The 17,515-nt window shown below is 50.7% G+C and carries 15 protein-coding genes; 4 read left to right on the top strand and 11 right to left on the bottom strand.

The genetic code is table 11. The annotated features are described in order from the left end of the window. Nucleotides 1-141: 141 nt before the first annotated feature. A complete protein-coding gene (locus JNK54_08005; GenBank protein MBL8024204.1) occupies nucleotides 142-1,128 on the bottom strand; it encodes an AAA family ATPase in 987 nt (328 codons plus the stop codon). Nucleotides 1,129-1,384: 256 nt separating this feature from the next. On the opposite strand from JNK54_08005, the gene JNK54_08000 reads away from it, so the two are divergent. The 4 genes from JNK54_08000 to JNK54_07985 all read left to right on the top strand — a co-directional run bounded on the left by JNK54_08000 (nucleotide 1,385) and on the right by JNK54_07985 (nucleotide 6,436). Then, entirely contained in the window at nucleotides 1,385-3,331 is a 1,947-nt protein-coding gene (locus JNK54_08000) for a DEAD/DEAH box helicase (GenBank protein MBL8024203.1), read from the top strand. A 16-nt stretch (nucleotides 3,332-3,347) separates the two neighbouring features. Continuing rightward, nucleotides 3,348-3,779: a hypothetical protein gene (locus JNK54_07995; GenBank protein ID MBL8024202.1), complete on the top strand. Its 432-nt coding sequence runs from the start codon at nucleotides 3,348-3,350 to the stop codon at nucleotides 3,777-3,779. 456 nt (nucleotides 3,780-4,235) lie between these two features. Then, entirely contained in the window at nucleotides 4,236-6,014 is a 1,779-nt protein-coding gene (locus JNK54_07990; protein MBL8024201.1) for a tetratricopeptide repeat protein, read from the top strand. Between the two features lie 125 nt (nucleotides 6,015-6,139). Continuing rightward, nucleotides 6,140-6,436 carry a signal peptidase I gene (locus tag JNK54_07985; GenBank protein MBL8024200.1) on the top strand — a complete coding sequence of 99 codons (297 nt, stop codon included), beginning with the start codon at nucleotides 6,140-6,142 and terminating at the stop codon, nucleotides 6,434-6,436. A 12-nt stretch (nucleotides 6,437-6,448) separates the two neighbouring features. On the opposite strand, the gene JNK54_07980 is transcribed toward JNK54_07985, so the two are convergent. From JNK54_07980 to JNK54_07935, 10 genes are read right to left on the bottom strand one after another with little or no spacing between them, the layout of a single operon-like run. Beyond that, nucleotides 6,449-6,754 (bottom strand): GlsB/YeaQ/YmgE family stress response membrane protein, encoded by a 306-nt coding sequence (locus JNK54_07980; GenBank protein MBL8024199.1) that lies wholly within the window; start codon nucleotides 6,752-6,754, stop codon nucleotides 6,449-6,451. A gap of 4 nt (nucleotides 6,755-6,758) precedes the next feature. After that, nucleotides 6,759-7,010 carry a hypothetical protein gene (locus JNK54_07975; GenBank protein ID MBL8024198.1) on the bottom strand — a complete coding sequence of 84 codons (252 nt, stop codon included), beginning with the start codon at nucleotides 7,008-7,010 and terminating at the stop codon, nucleotides 6,759-6,761. Nucleotides 7,011-7,052: 42 nt separating this feature from the next. Next, nucleotides 7,053-10,019: an autotransporter domain-containing protein gene (locus JNK54_07970; GenBank protein ID MBL8024197.1), complete on the bottom strand. Its 2,967-nt coding sequence runs from the start codon at nucleotides 10,017-10,019 to the stop codon at nucleotides 7,053-7,055. Between the two features lie 45 nt (nucleotides 10,020-10,064). Continuing rightward, nucleotides 10,065-11,297 carry a beta-ketoacyl-ACP synthase gene (locus JNK54_07965; GenBank protein ID MBL8024196.1) on the bottom strand — a complete coding sequence of 411 codons (1,233 nt, stop codon included), beginning with the start codon at nucleotides 11,295-11,297 and terminating at the stop codon, nucleotides 10,065-10,067. Beyond that, entirely contained in the window at nucleotides 11,294-12,022 is a 729-nt protein-coding gene (gene fabG, locus JNK54_07960; GenBank protein ID MBL8024195.1) for a 3-oxoacyl-ACP reductase FabG, read from the bottom strand. The genes JNK54_07965 and fabG overlap by 4 nt, the downstream gene beginning before the upstream one ends. Then, complete coding sequence (locus JNK54_07955; GenBank protein MBL8024194.1) at nucleotides 12,019-12,489, bottom strand: 3-hydroxylacyl-ACP dehydratase; 471 nt, start codon at nucleotides 12,487-12,489, stop codon at nucleotides 12,019-12,021. The genes fabG and JNK54_07955 overlap by 4 nt, the downstream gene beginning before the upstream one ends. Beyond that, nucleotides 12,471-13,244: a beta-ketoacyl synthase chain length factor gene (locus JNK54_07950; protein ID MBL8024193.1), complete on the bottom strand. Its 774-nt coding sequence runs from the start codon at nucleotides 13,242-13,244 to the stop codon at nucleotides 12,471-12,473. Before JNK54_07950 ends, JNK54_07955 begins: the two co-directional genes overlap by 19 nt. Further along, a complete protein-coding gene (locus JNK54_07945; GenBank protein ID MBL8024192.1) occupies nucleotides 13,241-14,449 on the bottom strand; it encodes a beta-ketoacyl-ACP synthase in 1,209 nt (402 codons plus the stop codon). Before JNK54_07945 ends, JNK54_07950 begins: the two co-directional genes overlap by 4 nt. Then, the gene (locus JNK54_07940; GenBank protein MBL8024191.1) at nucleotides 14,446-16,848 is read right to left on the bottom strand and encodes an MMPL family transporter; all 2,403 of its coding nucleotides are present in this window, start codon (nucleotides 16,846-16,848) and stop codon (nucleotides 14,446-14,448) included. The genes JNK54_07945 and JNK54_07940 overlap by 4 nt, the downstream gene beginning before the upstream one ends. Continuing rightward, nucleotides 16,823-17,515: an outer membrane lipoprotein carrier protein LolA gene (locus JNK54_07935; GenBank protein ID MBL8024190.1), complete on the bottom strand. Its 693-nt coding sequence runs from the start codon at nucleotides 17,513-17,515 to the stop codon at nucleotides 16,823-16,825. The genes JNK54_07940 and JNK54_07935 overlap by 26 nt, the downstream gene beginning before the upstream one ends.

Raw genomic sequence — 17,515 nt, 5'->3', positions numbered from 1 at the left:
CCAGGCGGGAGAGGGTGGCCAGATTCACCGGCCGGGAGAGGGGGTTGAAAACGCTCAAGCACCTCTACAGGAGATTTTTAAGCTGGCGCCCTCCCCGTTGTCCAGCGCCCTGCGGTGGATTTTAAGCCGGGAGACGGGGCTTTACGGAACATCCACCTCGTTAAAGATCTCCTGAATCACGTCATCGGTGGTTTTTTCTTCCGCCTCCGCTTCGTAAGTCAGAATAATTCGATGCCGCAAAACGTCCGGCCCAATATTTTTAATGTCTTCCGGGGTCACATAGCCCCGCCCACGCAAAAAGGCGTAGGCCTGGGCCGCTTTATGGAGCGCCAAAGTGGCCCGCGGGGAAGCCCCAAACCGGATCAGGTTCTTTAACCGTTCCAACCGTCCTTCCGGGTTCCGGGTGGCCGTCACAATGTCCAAAATGTAGTTTTTGACCTTTTCATCCACATAAATTTCGTCCACCACACGCCGGGCTTGTCCAATGCGCGCCAATGTAATCACTTTTCGCGCGGTGGGTGGCTCAGGCAAGCTCATCCGTTCCATGACTGTTCTTTCCTCGTCCCGGGTGGGGTACGTCACCTTCAGCTTCAGCATGAACCGGTCCACCTGGGCTTCCGGCAAAGGGTAGGTGCCCTCTTGCTCAATGGGGTTTTGGGTGGCTAAAACAAGGAAGGGGTCAGGGAGCGGGTAGGTGGTGTCCCCAATGGTGACCTGACGTTCTTGCATGGCTTCCAGCAAGGCGCTTTGGACTTTCGCCGGGGCCCGGTTGATTTCATCGGCCAAAAGCAGGTTTGAAAATACAGGCCCTTTTCTGACCGTGAACTGTCCATCCTTCGGAAGGTAGATCAATGTTCCGACGACGTCCGCGGGCAACAGGTCTGGGGTGAATTGAATGCGTTGAAATTGGGCCTCGATGGCGGAAGCCAGGGTGCGCACCGAAAGGGTTTTCGCGAGCCCCGGCACCCCTTCCAGAAGAAGATGCCCATGGCCCAAGAGCCCCACCAGCATGCGTTCCAAGAGGTACCGTTGTCCCACAATCACGCGGTTTAACTCCGCCAACACCTCTTCCACGAAAATACTCTCTTGTTTCACTTTCTCATTGATGGCGCGAATATCGCTGGTCATGGTTCTCCTCCCAAAGGTCAAATCCGGTTACGGAAGTATATTCTATTTAGGAACAAATAAAATTTCAAGCTATCGGATCCACATGGAATATGTCATTATCCTACGCTTAGGGAACAGGATTACACTAGACCTACGTATTCATTCCCCAAAAGTTCCCCCGAGCAAGGTCCAATTCGGTGGCCCCCTCAAAAGCAGAACCGCAATTGACACAAAGGTCGTTGCGGTCTAATTATTTCAATAAAATCGGAGACGCTTAATGCCTTTTTCACAATTCAATCTTCATCCGGATCTGGTGCGGGCCATTACCACTTTAGGGTTTAAGTCGGCCACACCCATCCAGGCCCAGGCCATTCCCCCCGCCTTGGAAGGCAAGGACATCTTGGGATGCGCCCAAACGGGTAGCGGAAAAACCGTGGCCTTTGCCTTGCCCGTTCTTCACCATTTGCTCACCCACGAAGGGGACGGCCTGCGCGCCTTGATTTTGGTCCCCACCCGCGAATTGGCCACCCAGGTTGAACGGACGTTTCGGGAATGCGGGCGGTATACCAAGTTCAAGACCGCTGTGATCATTGGTGGGGTCAGCCAGTCCATGCAAATGAAGGCGGTCCAAAAAGGGGCGAACATCGTGGTCGCCACCCCCGGTCGCTTGTTGGACCATTTGCGCCAGGGCAACTTTACTTTGAAATATGTGGAACAACTGGTTTTGGACGAAGCCGATCGCATGTTGGACATGGGGTTCCTGCCGGACATTAAAGAGGTTCTGAAGCACGCTCCCGTTAAACGGCAGACCCAAATGTTTTCGGCCACGTTGCATGCGGACGTGGAACGTATCGCCGCTTTCGCCACCAACGACCCCCTGCGGGTTGAAATCGCACGCCCCTCCACCGTGGCGGAAGGCATTAGCCAAATTCTCTACCCCGTCATCCAGTCCCAAAAGACGGGTCTCCTGCTAACGCTTCTGAAATCAACGGAAATGCGGTCGGTGTTGGTTTTTAGTCGGACGAAGCATGGGGCCGACAAAATCGCGGATCGGCTCCATGAAGAAGGGTATAAGGTCGGGACCCTCCACTCCAACCGGTCCCAAAACCAACGGCAAAAGGCCATGGACGATTTTCGCCAAATGCGTACCCAGATTCTCGTGGCCACAGATATTGCCGCCCGAGGCATTGACGTAAAAAACATCAGCCACGTGGTCAATTTCGATGTGCCTCGCTTTCCGGAAGATTACGTCCACCGCGTGGGTCGTACGGCCCGCGCCTACGGTGTGGGAGACGCCATTCTATTGGTGGACCCCATGGAAGGGTCTTTTGTGAAGGCTATTGAACGTTTTATCCAGGTGACGTTCCCCCGGGCGACGATCCCTGGGTTTCAATACAATAAGCCTCCGAAGCATGGTCCACGCCCTGCCCCGGCCCACCGACCCAGAGAGGGGCAATCTTTTGGGAATAAATCGCGCCCTACCCCCCCGAACGCATCGGTTGATCATCCCGCCAAACGTCCGAACGTGGGATACGCCTTTCGAAACAAGTTTAAATCGGGTGGACCTTCTCGTGACAGTCGTCCCCCCCGGCCCAGCGGTGGGGACCAACCGTTCCGAAACAAATTCAAGTTCCGTGACGGCAGTGGAAAACCGTTCAACAAATTCCCGCGCACGGGCGGCGGACCGTCGTCTGGCAACAAGTTTAACCGACCACCACGAGACGAATCTTTCGGCAATCGGGAACCCCGGCCCGTTGGCGGGGACCAACCGTTCCGAAACAAATTTAAGCCCCGTGACGGCGGTGGAAAACCGTTCAACAAATTCCCGCGCACGGTTGGCGGATCGTCCTCTGGCAACAAGTTTAACCGACCCCCACGAGACGATTCTTTCGGCAATCGGGAACCCCGGCCCAGCGGTGGGAACCAGCCGTTCCGAAACAAATTCAAGCCCCGGGATGGCGGTGGAAAACCGTTCAACAAATTCCCGCGCACGGGTGGAGGACCGTCCTCTGGCAGCAAGTTTAACCGCCCACCACGAGACGAATCTTTCGGCAATCGGGAACCCCGACCCGGTGGCGGGTCTCCCTCTTTTGGCAATAAGTTTCCTCGCCGTGACGGCCGCCCTTCTTTCGGGGATAAGAACAAACGTCCCAACGATGGTCGGTCGTTCAATTACAAACCGAAAGGTCCCGGTTCATTTCGTGATAAATTTCGTGGAAAATAAACTCAAAGGATAAACCATGCCCGCTTTCTTCAAACCCAGACGTCGTCGTGGCCCCGCCGGCCCCAACAAAAACGAACAAAAGGTCTTGCGTCGTGCCGAATCGGAGCGCGGTCCCCGCGCTGGCGGATCATTGAAAGATCGCTTCCCCGCGGTGGAGAGTGTGTCCCTCCAATTCAAGGTTTTTAACCCCCAACAGGAACTCTATGAAGAAGGCTCACGAAAAATCGAATCAGAAGATCCCTGCAACTTTATGGCCCCATGTCCGGGGCGGTGCGGTGGGGAACGCGGAAGTTTTGATCTGACGGGAGAAATGACCACGGCTTTCGAATTGGGCCGGGAACGAGCCGAAGGACGTATGGTGTGCCAGGAAACCATGAACATCAGCACCGTCAGCGCCTGCGATTTTCGTTTGGAATGGAAGTCAAAGATTACCTACGTTCAAGAATAAGCTTTTTTGAGCCGCTGAGGGGACGTTCTCAACAAATCAATTAACTGAGCTGGGGAACAAGATCTGTCAAAGCAAATCCCCGTTTCATTTCTCTCAAACGTGCCCTCCATTTGTTCTTTCAAATCCGCTTCATGAAGGAAACTACCCACGGCACCAAGAAACCGCATATTTCCCTGATGCGGCTAGGCTCGAATATTATCATTTCCTTTTTATGGGGTTCCTGTTCCTCTTTGCGTCATCCAGCGTGTTCACGATGAAATGGGTGTCGAGCTCTCTATGGATATTCCCCACCGAAAAGAGATCAAACCATTCTCAGGGGCGAACACCAATGGATCCACTTGAAGCGAAGCGAGTGGAGTAGGATCGATTGGCTGGTTCCCCAGCTGACGCTGTCCGCGGTCTAAACCCGTGTGATTCCTATACCATCAAACCAATTAAAAAATAGAGTAACATGAATTGCAAATACGACTGGGGGACAGCATGTCGGTGTCAGGGACGGGATCGCATAATCCATTGGAAACGAGCTCGCGATCCGTTCTTTTGGGTTTTCTTGCTCTTTTAGGTCTCCTGGCCTATTGGCCCGTCTTGAGGGTTCCGTTTATGTGGGACGACCCCCAAATGATCCTGTCCAACCCTCACATTATGGGATGGACGTGGGATAACCTCAAACACACGTTTACCCATGATGTTTTTAATCAGGGAATTCCCTATTACCGACCTCTTCAAACCCTGCTCAATATGGTGGATTTTTTTCTCTACGGGATCCGTCCATGGGGATACCATCTCACCAATCTCCTGATCCATATTCTCAATGTGGCGGTACTCTTCCTGGTGTTGGGCGAACTTCGTTTTTCACGTGATTCGGCGTTTTGGGTGGCGGGCGCTTTTGCTGTCCATCCCATCATTGTTCAGGAATTGATGGTCGTGGCTGGGAGGGCCGAATTGTTATCCAGTTTTTTCGTTCTCCTTGGGGTGTGGGGGTGGGTAAAGGGAACCCGGTCCGGTTGGGTTTTGTCCTTCCTTTGTTTGCCATTGGCAATTCTCTCTAAAGAAAGCGGCGCCGCCCTCCCCTTTGTTCTCGCGTTCGTGGCGGCCACAAATTTTTCTTTGAAATCGAAGTGGAAACTCCTTCTTCCCCATTTCGGTTTGCTTGCGTTGTATCTTTTTCTTCGGCACCATTTTTCGGGAGAAGTAGCACCGACCACAGGTTTTTTGGAAGGGCTTCGGTTTTGCCTGTTTCAAGCGCCAAAAATTGTTTTTGTCTATATTCGACTTCTTTTCGTCCCCTGGAACCTTCATTCCCATCGCTACCAGCCCGTGCCCGGTGGGGAGGCCATTGTTCTGTTGTGTTTGGGGGTGGTGGGATTGGTCTGGGGGTTTGCCTCCCCCCGCCGGCGGGGAAAGACGCTCCTATGTCTGGGGTGGTTTTTTTTAATGCTCCTTCCCAAAATTCCTTTGTTGGCAACCAATTCATTAATGTTGGAGCATTGGGTCTATTTAGCGGGCATCGCCGTATATGGACCCTTCATTATCTGGATTTCAAAAACCAGGTTCCCCTGGCTGGCGGGGGTTCCCCTCCTTTTTTGGATGGGAATGACTCAATTCAACATTCACGTTCGTGGGAGTGACGCCCTCAACTATTCCTATTCGGCACAATTTTCAGCCTCCCCATGGCTGAGGCATAATTGGGGGCGGGATTTACTCCTCCGGGGATACCCCGATAAAGCGGCGGCTCTCTTTCAAGAAGTGATTCAACGTCATCCAGAAGATATTCAAGTCCGGAACAGTTTGGGCTTGGCTTATCTGGCCATGGGCGACCCTACACGGGCGGTTGGAGCGTTGGAGGAAGCCAAACGATTAAAACCATTCGATCCCACTCCCTTAGCCAACCTTGCGGTTGTGTATTTGAGGATTGGACATTTTGCGAAAGCTCTGGAATTTAACGAAAAAGCACTTCATTTGGATCCCAGTTTTGTGGAGGCTCTATTTGGTAAGGCTGAAAGTCTACGGGCCTTGGATCGTTGGCCGGAAGCCATCGATGCCTATCGGGCCACGATCCTCCTGAACCCGGTCCGTTGTGATGCCCGGAACAATTTGGCGGGCCTATTGGCCCAATCGGGAGACCTGGTCGGGGCTCAAACAGAAATGAACAAAATTATCCTAATTAATCCGGACTACCCAGGCGTTCAAGAAAATTTGAACCGATTAAAACGCCTCATAACGCCCTCTAAATGAGCGGTTGTATTTATTCCGTTTTCGATGTAAGTTAATGGGGAAAGAGAACACCATTCAAAGGGGTAACTATGAACACAACCGGCGATTTGTTTTTATCTCTTCTTTTATTTGGTCTGGCGGTCTTTATGTTCGTCGCCATGTGGAAGGTTTTTACGAAGGCAGGGAGACCCGGCTGGGCTTGTTTGATCCCCTTTTATAACTTGTATGTATTGCTGAAGATCGGTGGAAAACCCGGGTGGTGGATTCTCCTGCTTTTGATCCCCCTGGTTCAACTTGTTTTTGGTTTTTTGACAATGCTCGGGGTCGCGGAGCGGTTTGGGAAGGGAATCGGGTATGCGGTAGGGCTCTTTTTGATGCCTGTTATCTTTTATCCCCTCCTGGCATTCGGAAACACCACCTACTCTCCGCCTGCCGAAGAGTAATTCTTCTTTCCGTTATCGCCCCCGCAAGAAAACGATTCGGTAGGCGATAAGAACTAAAAAAGACCCGATGACAGGGGTAATAAAAATCTGAAACCCGGCCAGATAAAAGGTCGTGACACGGGGTGAGATAAAGCGGCTCAATAAAGCCCCAGCGATGCCCAAAAACAAAACGAACAAGAACCCACCAGGGTTCCTTTTGGGAATGAGGATGTAGGCCACAATCGCTGAAAAAAATCCCACCACCGCTGTCCCAAGAAGGCCCATGCTGGCCAACTTTCCCAGATAAGAAAGACTTGCGTTTGGTTCCACTGGGGTCATTTACTTATTGAGCGGGTTCAGTTTCAACCGGCAGAACGTCTGTGGTCACCGATCTGGAAACCACCGGGTTCGAAACGTTGCATTTCATGGGGTTCCAAGGGCACTTTCGGCTGAGAAAAAAGCCGGCCAAAAAGCCTAAAAGAACCAAGAAAAATGCTTTAAAACAGCGGCATCCCACGCCATTGGAACAACGGGACGTTGGTTTATCCGAACAACATTTTCCCTGGGACTCACTGGTTTCTTTATGTTCAGTCATAAGCCTTCCTCTTGTGAAATTATTGGGTTCCTCATCATCATATCAAAAACGGACCTGTAATCCACCGTGTAGGCGATTCACAATGGTCTCGCCAAAATCCCCGTCGTAAGAAATGATGAAAGAAAAATAATCCGATAAACTCGCGGAGAAATCAGCCCCTAAAAGGATCGTTTCTTTTGACGACCCTGACGGGGCAACCGCAAAGGAACCCGGTGACCCGGCAAAAGAGGCTTCGAGAGACGACGGATCAACGAATTCATGCCGCCAGGCGGTACGGATTTCCATCCGGTCACGTGTGTCCTCCGTGAGTTGGTGTTGAATTCGTGCCCCGAAATGAGTGGCAAATGAGTTTTGAACATTTTCCCTTACATCGAGAGAAAGGGCTCCGGCGCCTGTCTCGTTAAAGGCGTCAACGGTTTGGCGGGCCATATGGATCCCCGCCACCGGAACCAAGTCCCAATCCCCTTTTTTTATGGGGCGACCGGCTTCTACCCCCGCGGCGAAGGCAAGACTTCCTGTGGTCCCTTCTGCCTGGCGGACCTCCGAGCCCACTTTTACTTTTCGGGTGGAGGTGAAATCCGCGGACTGAACGGCCATCACACCATCCACGTAATACGTTTCCTGGTTGAAGCTCCCGTAGAGACCGGGGGTGAAACTTTGTCCATCCAAATTAAAATCGTCGGACCCACGTTTTGTGGTTAGGAGAGCGTAACCCACACCCAGGCCCAGGGTCCAATGGGGTGAAAAGCGGTAATCCAACCCTGTGGTGAATCCTCCCGCGATCTGATCCCCATTGGGGAGATCCCCATCATTTTTCAAGCTGGCGTAGGAAGCCTCTCCGGTCAAAAAGGCACCCCATTTGGTTTCGATAACCAAGGAGGGATCTTTGTATCCATAATCATAATCCGACGCCCCCGCCGCAGCGGTTAAGGGACCCCAGCGGGAAAAAGACTGTCCTTGATCATACCCAAAAGCTCGGATCCCGCCCCGTGTGGTCCGGGCAAAATGAAGTTGGCTGAATAAGGTTTGGGAGAACCCACCTCGCTGGGCGGCCCCCACGTTCGAGATCGCTTCATAGGGTTGAGGAGAAAATGTTTTCAAGCTGCTGATAAGTTCCCCTTCAGGTAAAACATTCAATTGGCCCATCACAAGTTTCAAATCGCCCTCCGCGCTGGGATAAAGGTCATCCAAATAATTCCCCACGGCGTGTTGGTTTGAGGTAGGTGTGAAAGAGGCAAACGGGGTCTTGATGGCGGTGAGAACCGTCGCGGTCGAAGTGTAATCCAATTGAAACGTGAGCGCGGTGCCGCCGGACGTGAAATCATAAATATCACCGCCGAAAGATCCCGCATTGATCAGGGTGTAAGTCGATGTCCCAACAGGAAGGTAACCTGGATCCACCCCAATGGTAAGTAAGCCCCCCCGGTTCGCTACACCGGTTACGTTCAACCGATCGTGATTCATCCCGGGACCAAAGAGAGTCAATTGAAGATTCCCCCCCGTTTGAGTGTAGTCCCCTAAAACCTCAATGGTCCGGTTAACCCCATCGGTTTTTAAAGTCCCCCCATTTAACGTAAAGGCCCCCGTCCCCAGGGCAACGTTTGAACCTATCGCTAAACCGCCTTCCGTAAGCGAGGTTCCCCCCGTGAACGAATTGGTGCCGGTCAACGTCACCGTCCCCGAACCTCGCTTTTCCAGGGTGCCGGATCCGGAAAGGTTCCCCGCGTAGACTCCCCCAAAAGACTGATCAAAAACCACTGCGGCATTGTTGTTAAGAAGGATGTTCCCTTGCAATCCCAAGGTGTTCCCCCGAAGAGTTCCCGAGGAGACGGTGGTCCCCCCCGAATAGGTATTGGTTCCTGTCAAAGTAAAGGTTTCCCCACCCGTTTTCGTAAGGGTCCCACCAACCCCCGTGATGGCCCCGGCAAACGAACTGGCCACAACCGAACGAATCGTCAGGCCCGCACCAGAAATATCAACGGTGCCTCCCTGGGTTCCCCCCCCGTTTAATTCCGAAAGGGTGAAATCAAAACCGTTTAAATCCAGGGTAGCCCCCGCGGTATCCGCCAATGAAAAAGCAGTGTCCGCCCGGAAAGCAGTGGCCGTACCCGCCCTTACGGTTCCCTGTTCGATCACCGTTCCGCCACTCCATCCGTCAGAGGTGTTGTCGCCAGAAACGATCAAAACACCGTTCCCGGTTTTCGTTAACCCCGCAGGACGCAATTCCTGCCCCCCGTCCTTGATCCCCCCAGCGGCTGTTAAATTAAACCCGTTGGTATCAATCACGGGGCCGGTGGGTTGTGGAAATCCCTCCTCCACCAGAGTCAAAGCCCCTCCGATGGTCACATCCGATACGATTTTCAGAATAGCCCCGTACGTCATTTCGGCCGCGGGCAACTGGGTGTTGGAGTTGATCACAACCGTGGCATTATCAATAGAAACCGAAGTAGAAACCGCCGCATTAAACCACACCTCGTCAGCCAGCGTGACAGCAAGATATTCGAGGCCCAGCAACGGTCGGTTAAAAATAACGTTAGCCCCGCCGTAAACGGTAAAGCGGGCCCCGGGACTGGTGATGGTCGAGTTGATGACAAGGGTCCCACTCTTGGCCGCAATATGTTCCAACCCGACCAAGGGCCCGGTGAACCCCACCCTCTGGGTCTCCAAAGCGTTGTTCTCAATGGTTCTGTCGTCCCCCGAAAACGTGACCGTGTTCCCTGCCAAAGAAAAGGAAGCTGCCCCGGAAGAAAAAAAGATCTTCTCGAGGCTCAGATTAGAAAAATCGTTGACATTCCCGGTGGCGTTTCCCGAAAAATGGATTGTATCCCCGTCCGCCGGAGCGCCCAAGTTCCAATTCTCATCCGCAGACCATTCCCCGTTTCCCGTCCCTCCCACCCACGTTTGTCCTACCGTATTAACCGATGAATCTCCCCAACAATATCTCCCCCCCAAAAAAAGGATAGAGAGAACTCCACCTACCAAAACACCCAGAACTCGTATTGTTAACATGGTTCTTTCCCCCTTGAAAAATTGATTAACAAAATCCCCGCTTAACTATTTGTTCCATCGCTTAAAAACCAATGAAGTATTAACTCCACCAAAAGCGAAGTTATTCGACATGAAGTAATTTGTCACTATTTGTCGAGGTTTGTTTTGAATGTAATCCAACCTCCCACACCGATCATCAACGGTCTCTAAATGAAGTGTAGGAGAAAACCAACCTTCCCTCAACATCTGAATACCCATCCAAGCTTCCAAAGCGCCGCAGGCGCCTAATGTGTGCCCCATGTAACTTTTTAGAGAACTGATTGGTTTTTGATTTCCAAATAAGCGACTGGTGGCTAACGATTCGGCGATATCTCCCAATTCGGTAGCGGTGCCATGGGCATTGATGTATCCAATGTCTTCTATGGAAAGATTCCCATCTAATAAAGCAAGTCTCATCGCTTGTTCCATTCCATCCGAACAGGGGTTGGTGATGTGCGCTCCGTCGCTATTGGTCCCAAACCCAACGACTTCGGCAAAAACAGGAGCTTTCCGATTTAGGGCATGTTCAAGCTCCTCTAAAACAAGAGCCCCAGCTCCTTCCCCAATGACAAGTCCATCCCGGGCTGCATCAAAAGGTCTTGGGGATCGAAGAGGGGGTTGGTCTTGAGTGGAAGTTGCAAACATCACATCAAAAACAGCAACAGCCGCTAAATGTAATTCTTCTGCCCCCCCAGCGATCATTAGCTGCTGATAACCATCTCGAATCGATTCAAACGCAAATCCAATGGCCTGGCTGCCCGAAGTACACGCTGAACAGGTTGGAATAACACGTCCTTTGATTTTAAAAAACTGGGCAAGGTTTGCGGCGCAGGTGTGACTCATTAACTGGATGTAGGTGTAGGGGGATAACCCTTTTAAACTTTTATTCATGGCTAAGGCGCGGAAATAATCTTCAATGGCAGGCGGGGAGCCTGAAGTTGATCCAAAGGCCACACCACAAGATCCATCGGTCAATGCCGGATGATCCAATAACTCCCCTACGCGAAGGGCATCTTCAGTGGCTTTAGCGGCCAACAAGGAGACTCGCCCCATGGTCCGTGTTTTTTTTCTTTCCCATTCGGGTGGAGTTGAAAATTGACACGGCGCAGCAAGGCGGCTTTGGAGCCCTTCGCAATGGGCCCAATCGTTGTTCAGTTGCACACCAGAGATTCCACCTTTCAAAGATTCCCTCACACTGGGCCAATCGTTTCCAATCGGGGAGACCCCTCCCATTCCAGTGACAACAACTCGTTTTTTCACACCAACCCTCCATTTACAGAAATGACCTGACCCGTGATGTATGCCGCTCCCTCTGACAATAGGAAATTCACTGTGGCCGCGACTTCCTCCGGACGACCGAGTCGTCGCATGGGAATATGGGGAACAATTTCTTCACGCGTTTCATCCGACACCATGGAGGTATCTATCAGCCCAGGGGCAACGCTGTTTACAGTAATTTGTCTCTTGGCTAATTCCTTTGAAAGGGCTTTCGTTGCCCCGATAATTCCCGCTTCTGCGGCGGAATAGTTCACTTGACCCCGATTCCCGATCATCCCCGATACGGAGGACAATGTGATAATCCTTCCGCCCTCTTTTAAATGGATCATGGGCATGACCAGGGGAAAAAGAACATTATAAAAAGCATCCAAGTTTGTCCTGATAACGCGGTCCCAATCGACCCCACTCATCCCAGGGAAAGGACCATCCGCAATAACCCCCGTCGCGCAAACAACTCCCCAAAAGGCTCCGTGATTTTCGATGTCTTTGTTTAGGACATCCCCCACCTCAGCACGCGCGGTGACGTCAAAAGAAAGAAGGTCGACGTTTCTCCCCATCTCTTTAATTTCGTCGGCTATCCTTTCGACAATAGCGCGCCGAGAATGGGAATGCAGCGTCACATCAAATCCTGCTTTGGCAGCGCATCGCGCAATAGATGAACCAATCTCACCACTCGAACCGGTAACGAGTATACGTCGTCTGGTCATTTTTCCCCCTGAAGTAACTCCTCCATATGGGCAGGACGATAGACATTCAATTCAGCTAAGGCAACAGGTCCCCCCCCCCCCCCTAGGTAAACCGTACAAGAAAACGAAAAAAGTTCACCCTCCCCCCATAAATGTTTGGCGTGAACATGAAGGATTTCCCCCATTCTAAAAAAAGGCGTATGGAGTTCCAATCGTCTTGCCCCAAGCAAGAACCCGATCTGTGGGTGGCCCCCATTTTTTCGAGCGACCACCCCGGCGTGGGCAGCGACTGTCTGGGCCATGTATTCGAGAGTAACCCACGCGCCCAAAACCCCATTCTCAAGAAAAAGAGAGTCCGGATGGATAAGGACATCGCAGACTGTTTCATTTTCGTTGTGGGATAAAACATTTCGAAGGAGAGAAATCCTCCCTTTATGTGGGACAACAGTTTCAGCGGGCAGTGGGAAATCTATTTGGACCAGTGCCACAAATGCCCGCCTACCAATAATTCAAATGATTTTTCCTTACCCTCGAGCCAGCGCAGAAAATCTAAACCGTTTACCCCACTAAAGCATTCCACGGGTGGGGGCCGGTATGTTCCATTTTCAGGTGATGATAATTCAAAAGAGAGACGGACCCCATTCCCAATAGAGGCCCTCGACAAAAGGAGGGCAATAGCGTAGGGGATTCTCTCCTCATCCACTAAGGGTTCAAAAATGGTGGGGACCTTATCATCAGCGACCACGAACAGAACATCTTCATTCCCCTCCTCGCGAAGAAGGCCCAGCGCGTCTAAAAATCCATAACCAAAAGAACAAGATCCCCCTGCCACGGATCGAAGTGCCCTTTCATTCCCTGTGGCCATACTGAAGAAACTCCCGGAAGTATGGTGAACCGAATGAGAGAAACCCGTGGGGGAGACAGGTTCTCCTTCCGCCATCTGAGAAAGTAATTCCATTAAAACGGACATTTCCCCATGGCGGGAGGCGAAAACGAGTGGGACATTTTTTGGGGAAACCGCCCCTTCTTGACAACAAACCAATGCCACCGCGGTTGACATGCGACTGACTCTACCCATTCGCCGACGCATCAGGGATGGAATTTCATGGATAACAGGGTCCGGGCTTTGTTCCATCGAAATCTTAGGCTGATGAAATAAATGATTCCATTCATTTTTAGTAAAGGTTCCAGGGATCCATCCTGCCCACGCTCTCAAGAAAACTGAAGGCGTATCCCTTTTCATCGCGGATCACCTTGGCCAATGATCACAGAACAGTTGCTTCCACCAAAGCCGAAAGAATTACTTAAGAAAGCAACCTTTTCTGTCAAATCAATGGAATCTCCCACTCTAACCAAATTTAAAAGAGGGAGCGATTCATCCGGGTGGCCGTCCCATAAATGGGGCGGGAGAAGAACGTTCATTTCAGACGCGTGGGTTAAGGTAAGCCAACACAATCCAACCTCCATGGCCCCAGCCGCCCCCAGAGTATGACCTGTCATCGCTTTGGTTGAACTGCACGAAACTTTCGGGAACAATTCCGCCACGGCACGAGCTTCCATTTGATCATTTAAAACGGTCCCAGTCCCATGTAGATTAATATATCGAATTTGATCTTTCGATACACGCGCATCTTGGAGTGCCCGCGTCATCGCGTTCATGGCCCCCCCCCCATCGGGCCGAGGGGCCGACATGTGATAGGCGTCCGAACTTTCGCCCACCCCCCATAATTCTATGCCTGGGCCGTGCTTCTCTAAAACGAATAAGGCGGCCCCTTCACCGACAACAAATCCATTCCGATTTTTGCTCATGGAATTTGATGGTTTAGGCGAAATGGCCTCCAAGGCCATAAATCCTTCGACGGTCAGCCGACACAAGGAATCCGCCCCTCCAACAATCACAGCATCGCACCAATTATCCCGCAATAAAGCGCGAGCCGAAGCGAAAGCCTTGGCGCTGGATGAACAAGCTGTTGAAAGGGTGTATGTGGGGCCACGAATCCCCGCAAGCTTTCCAAGAAATTCAGAAACTCCGCCTAATTCGTGTTGCACGTAATGAAACTTTTTTGGGAATTCTCCTTGGCCCCGACGGATCGCGAACGCTGTTTCTGTCGCTCCAACACCGGACGTGCTGGAACCCAAAACAACCCCCACGCGATGGGCACCATAGGATGAAACAATTTGCGTCACCTTTTCTTTAATTTGCTCGAATGCCGTAAATACCAGCGCGTTATTCCTACAATGATAAAGGGTCAGGTCCTCTGGGAAAACCACATCCTTTTCATTTATAGGGACACGACCAACCCGAACATTGTTTTTTGATAAGGGGCCGCCCAAGGGAACAAAGCCTTTCTGCTCACCCTGAATAAGGGAATGCCAAATTTGGTCCGTAGTAATTCCCAGAGCGTTCACCATTCCCAGGGCGGATAAAACATAGTGAGGAGGCGTCATGATTCGGACTTTCTTTGACCAGCGATGAGCGGTAAAGGTGAAAGGAAAAAAGAAACCAACAACCCAAGGAAGGCGGTTTGTCCGAGTGCCGATATAGCGGGAGTTCCACATAAACTGAGCAGGCCAAAGGACCCCATTGTTGTGCAAGCGCTCAAAGACACGGACAATGAAGACGGTTCCTTTAGTTCAGGACAACGAGACGCCTCAAGGAAAAAGATCGTGTAGTCCATCCCCATGGCCATGACAAGAACGGCAGCCAGCGTGTGAAAGATAGTGAGTGGAATATGCAACCATCCTAAAACCGAAAATGCAATCAATACGCCTGACAATGGCGGGATCATTGCGTATCCCCCTCCCCGGATTCCGTATCGAAAGAGGAGAAATAAACCCGCCACAAAAGCGGCCCCCACCACCAACACCATGCTTTTCGTTCGATAGCGAGAAAGAAGATTCGAATATTCCTCCACCTGATCAAATAAACGAACACCAGGCATCCCGTGGAGCTCCCTTGCGAGGGTTGCGCTATTGGTAACGCCACCAGCCAAGGCGGTGCTGGCGTAGCCATGGGGGGTCCTCCCGATCCACAAGTGACGAAACCTTTCTGACGCAGGATTGCCGAGCCATTGGTCAGGTTTAAAAATAAGAGGGGGCTGGCGCAGATCATTAAAAAATCGATCCGCAACGAAAGGCGACAATCCTATTTTCTTAAATTCCTGACGAACATGGAGTTCCTTTTTTAGAAACGTTGATCGAATCAATTGGGCGTTTGAATCCTGTCGTTCAAAACTTGCAATAAAGGGAGCCAAGCATTGAAAAGAAGAGAGATCTCCTTTTCGACCCAATACGGTCAAACGATTAAAAAGACTTTCTTGCCGTTTAAGTAGCTCTTCCTCTGTTGAGGCCTCCACCAAGATGAAGCGGTTTCCACCAAAATCCCCATACTGTCGGACGCGTGCGTCTTCTTGGAGAAGTGCAGGAATGTTGTTTTGGAGTCGTCGAATATCGTCGTTAAAGTGCGTTCGACTTAAACCAATTCCAATTCCAAGAAAGAGGCAAAAAAAGATGGCGGCATTTCTCTTGGGTGCATTTCTGTTCCAAAAACGAGAAAACAAAGAAAAATAGAGCCCCACTCCTTTATGGAAATGAGGGAGGGCTCCAGGGATCCCCATGTGGGTGGAAAGATGTGGGAGCCAAGCGTAAACAGTTAAAAGGGCAATCGCAAGTCCCACAGAAGAAAATACGGCAATTTGTTGTAAGCCAGGGAACGGCGCAGCCGCCAGAGCCATATACCCCATAACGCTCGTTACCATACCCATAAATAAGCCCGGCCCCAGTCGATGGAGCGTATCCATGGGGTCTTGTTTCAATGGCCCGAAAGATCGGTGGGCAAGGTAATGGATCGGGTAATCGATAGCGCATCCGATCAATGTTGTGCCAAAGGTGAGCGTGACAATATGGATTCGGCCAAACAAAGCCAAAGTCGTGGCCAAACCCGCAACAAATCCCATACAAACGGGGATCAATAGAATTCCCATTGTGGTAGGCGATTTAAATACAATCCATACAAGGGACAGAACGATTGCAAAGGATCCCAGGCTGATAAGAAACAATTCCTTTTGGGCTTGAACCCTTTGCGCTCGGGCAAAAGACAAAACGCCCGTTGAATACAATTTAGCTCCCGTGCCCCGATCCGATAGGCCCTTTTTGAAATCGGAAACCCATTCAAAGACTTGGTCTTGATTTCGCGCGTTGAAGGTGTCGGCATTCCACTCCAAAGCAATAAAAACGTGAGATTCCCCCTCTTTGATTTCCCCAGAAGTGGGGGTGGGTTTACTCTCAAATGGATTAATAAACTCCAATGAACCCCGAAGGTATTCAATAAAAAACAGAAACGGATCTTCCGGAATGATGCCGGAAACGAAAGCGGACGCTGGAGTAAAGAGGTTGATTTTTAAACGATGGATCAACAGATCCACTCCCTCTGTGCTCAGAAGGGTTTCGCGGTCTTTTTGGGCAATAAACTGATACCGCATTGGGAAATAGAGATCGTAAAAAGAGGTTCGGATTTCTGAGGATCCACCCGTCAAAATCGATTTGACTAATCCGGAGGCTTGGATTTCGTCCGTGAATTGATCGGCAATTCTTTGAGCTGATTCAGAATCCGAATGAACAATAACAAAGGCCATTATTTGGCTGGCTCGACGCGAGAGAAGTTCGTTGGTGTCTGCCAGAACAGGATTTTGTTCAGACTTGGGTAACAATGAGAGGAGTCCGGTATCTGTAATCGGTCCCCCCATCATTCGAAAGAAGACGAAAAAAACCATACCCAACATCAGGATTCCCCATATCCAAACAAGGTATTTCTTAGGGATTTTAAAAGGACGGGAAGGTTTCGGCATCGGGGAACTCGACTTCTCCATTAGTCTTAATGTGTTGTTGGGAATAGGTCGTCACCGTTCGATCACCATTTTGTTCAACTAAGGTAACCACATTAAATTGTGCTCCTTCTCCTTGCAGGATTACTCGACTCAAATGGCGAGCGATTGGACTCTCCCGTTTGGTTAAAAAACCTATCCACCAGTTTTCGTGAGTTCCAAGGAAATAAACATCGAAATGAGTTTTCCAATACTTTTGGTCCCCGCCTAAAAGAGAAACAAAGAAATTAATAAAAGCCTTGGCAGGAGCCACCGATTTAATATGGACTCTATTTATGTCTCCAATGGAATCCCGTTGTACAAACTCCTGTTGGTTAATAAGGATTTCCATTGAGAAAGGTTTTTCCATTTTTCGATACAGACCCTGTGTTGGAGAAAAAATAATTTTTCCATTGGATTGGAGAGGGTGAGATAATAATTTCATTTTTTTAGTTTCAGAATAGTCGGCCCGAACGAAGCGAACCGTTGACAACGATTCGATGACGAATTGGAAATGGGCGGACACGGTTTCCCCTTGAACGGGAGAAGAAAACAATTCTTGCTCGGTAAACGATAAAACGGGCTTTACTAGACCGAAACAGAGAGTGCTAACCAAAAGGGCCTGATAAAGAAAACAGGATTGACGTTTCAT

This window comes from Elusimicrobiota bacterium, assembly GCA_016788905.1.
Lineage (GTDB): Bacteria > Elusimicrobiota > Elusimicrobia > FEN-1173 > FEN-1173 > JADKHR01.
This window is presented reverse-complemented; position numbering and strand designations above follow the sequence as displayed.

Coding starts and splice junctions, on each gene's coding strand:
- JNK54_07950 (MBL8024193.1), bottom strand. CDS start 13,244: ATGAAAAGGGATACGCCTTCAGTTTTCTTGAGAGCGTGGGCAGGATGG.
- JNK54_07980 (MBL8024199.1), bottom strand. CDS start 6,754: ATGACCCCAGTGGAACCAAACGCAAGTCTTTCTTATCTGGGAAAGTTG.
- JNK54_07995 (MBL8024202.1), top strand. CDS start 3,348: ATGCCCGCTTTCTTCAAACCCAGACGTCGTCGTGGCCCCGCCGGCCCC.
- JNK54_07945 (MBL8024192.1), bottom strand. CDS start 14,449: ATGACGCCTCCTCACTATGTTTTATCCGCCCTGGGAATGGTGAACGCT.
- JNK54_07985 (MBL8024200.1), top strand. CDS start 6,140: ATGTTCGTCGCCATGTGGAAGGTTTTTACGAAGGCAGGGAGACCCGGC.
- JNK54_07975 (MBL8024198.1), bottom strand. CDS start 7,010: ATGACTGAACATAAAGAAACCAGTGAGTCCCAGGGAAAATGTTGTTCG.
- JNK54_07940 (MBL8024191.1), bottom strand. CDS start 16,848: ATGCCGAAACCTTCCCGTCCTTTTAAAATCCCTAAGAAATACCTTGTT.
- JNK54_08000 (MBL8024203.1), top strand. CDS start 1,385: ATGCCTTTTTCACAATTCAATCTTCATCCGGATCTGGTGCGGGCCATT.
- JNK54_07970 (MBL8024197.1), bottom strand. CDS start 10,019: ATGTTAACAATACGAGTTCTGGGTGTTTTGGTAGGTGGAGTTCTCTCT.
- JNK54_07935 (MBL8024190.1), bottom strand. CDS start 17,515: ATGAAACGTCAATCCTGTTTTCTTTATCAGGCCCTTTTGGTTAGCACT.
- fabG (MBL8024195.1), bottom strand. CDS start 12,022: ATGACCAGACGACGTATACTCGTTACCGGTTCGAGTGGTGAGATTGGT.
- JNK54_08005 (MBL8024204.1), bottom strand. CDS start 1,128: ATGACCAGCGATATTCGCGCCATCAATGAGAAAGTGAAACAAGAGAGT.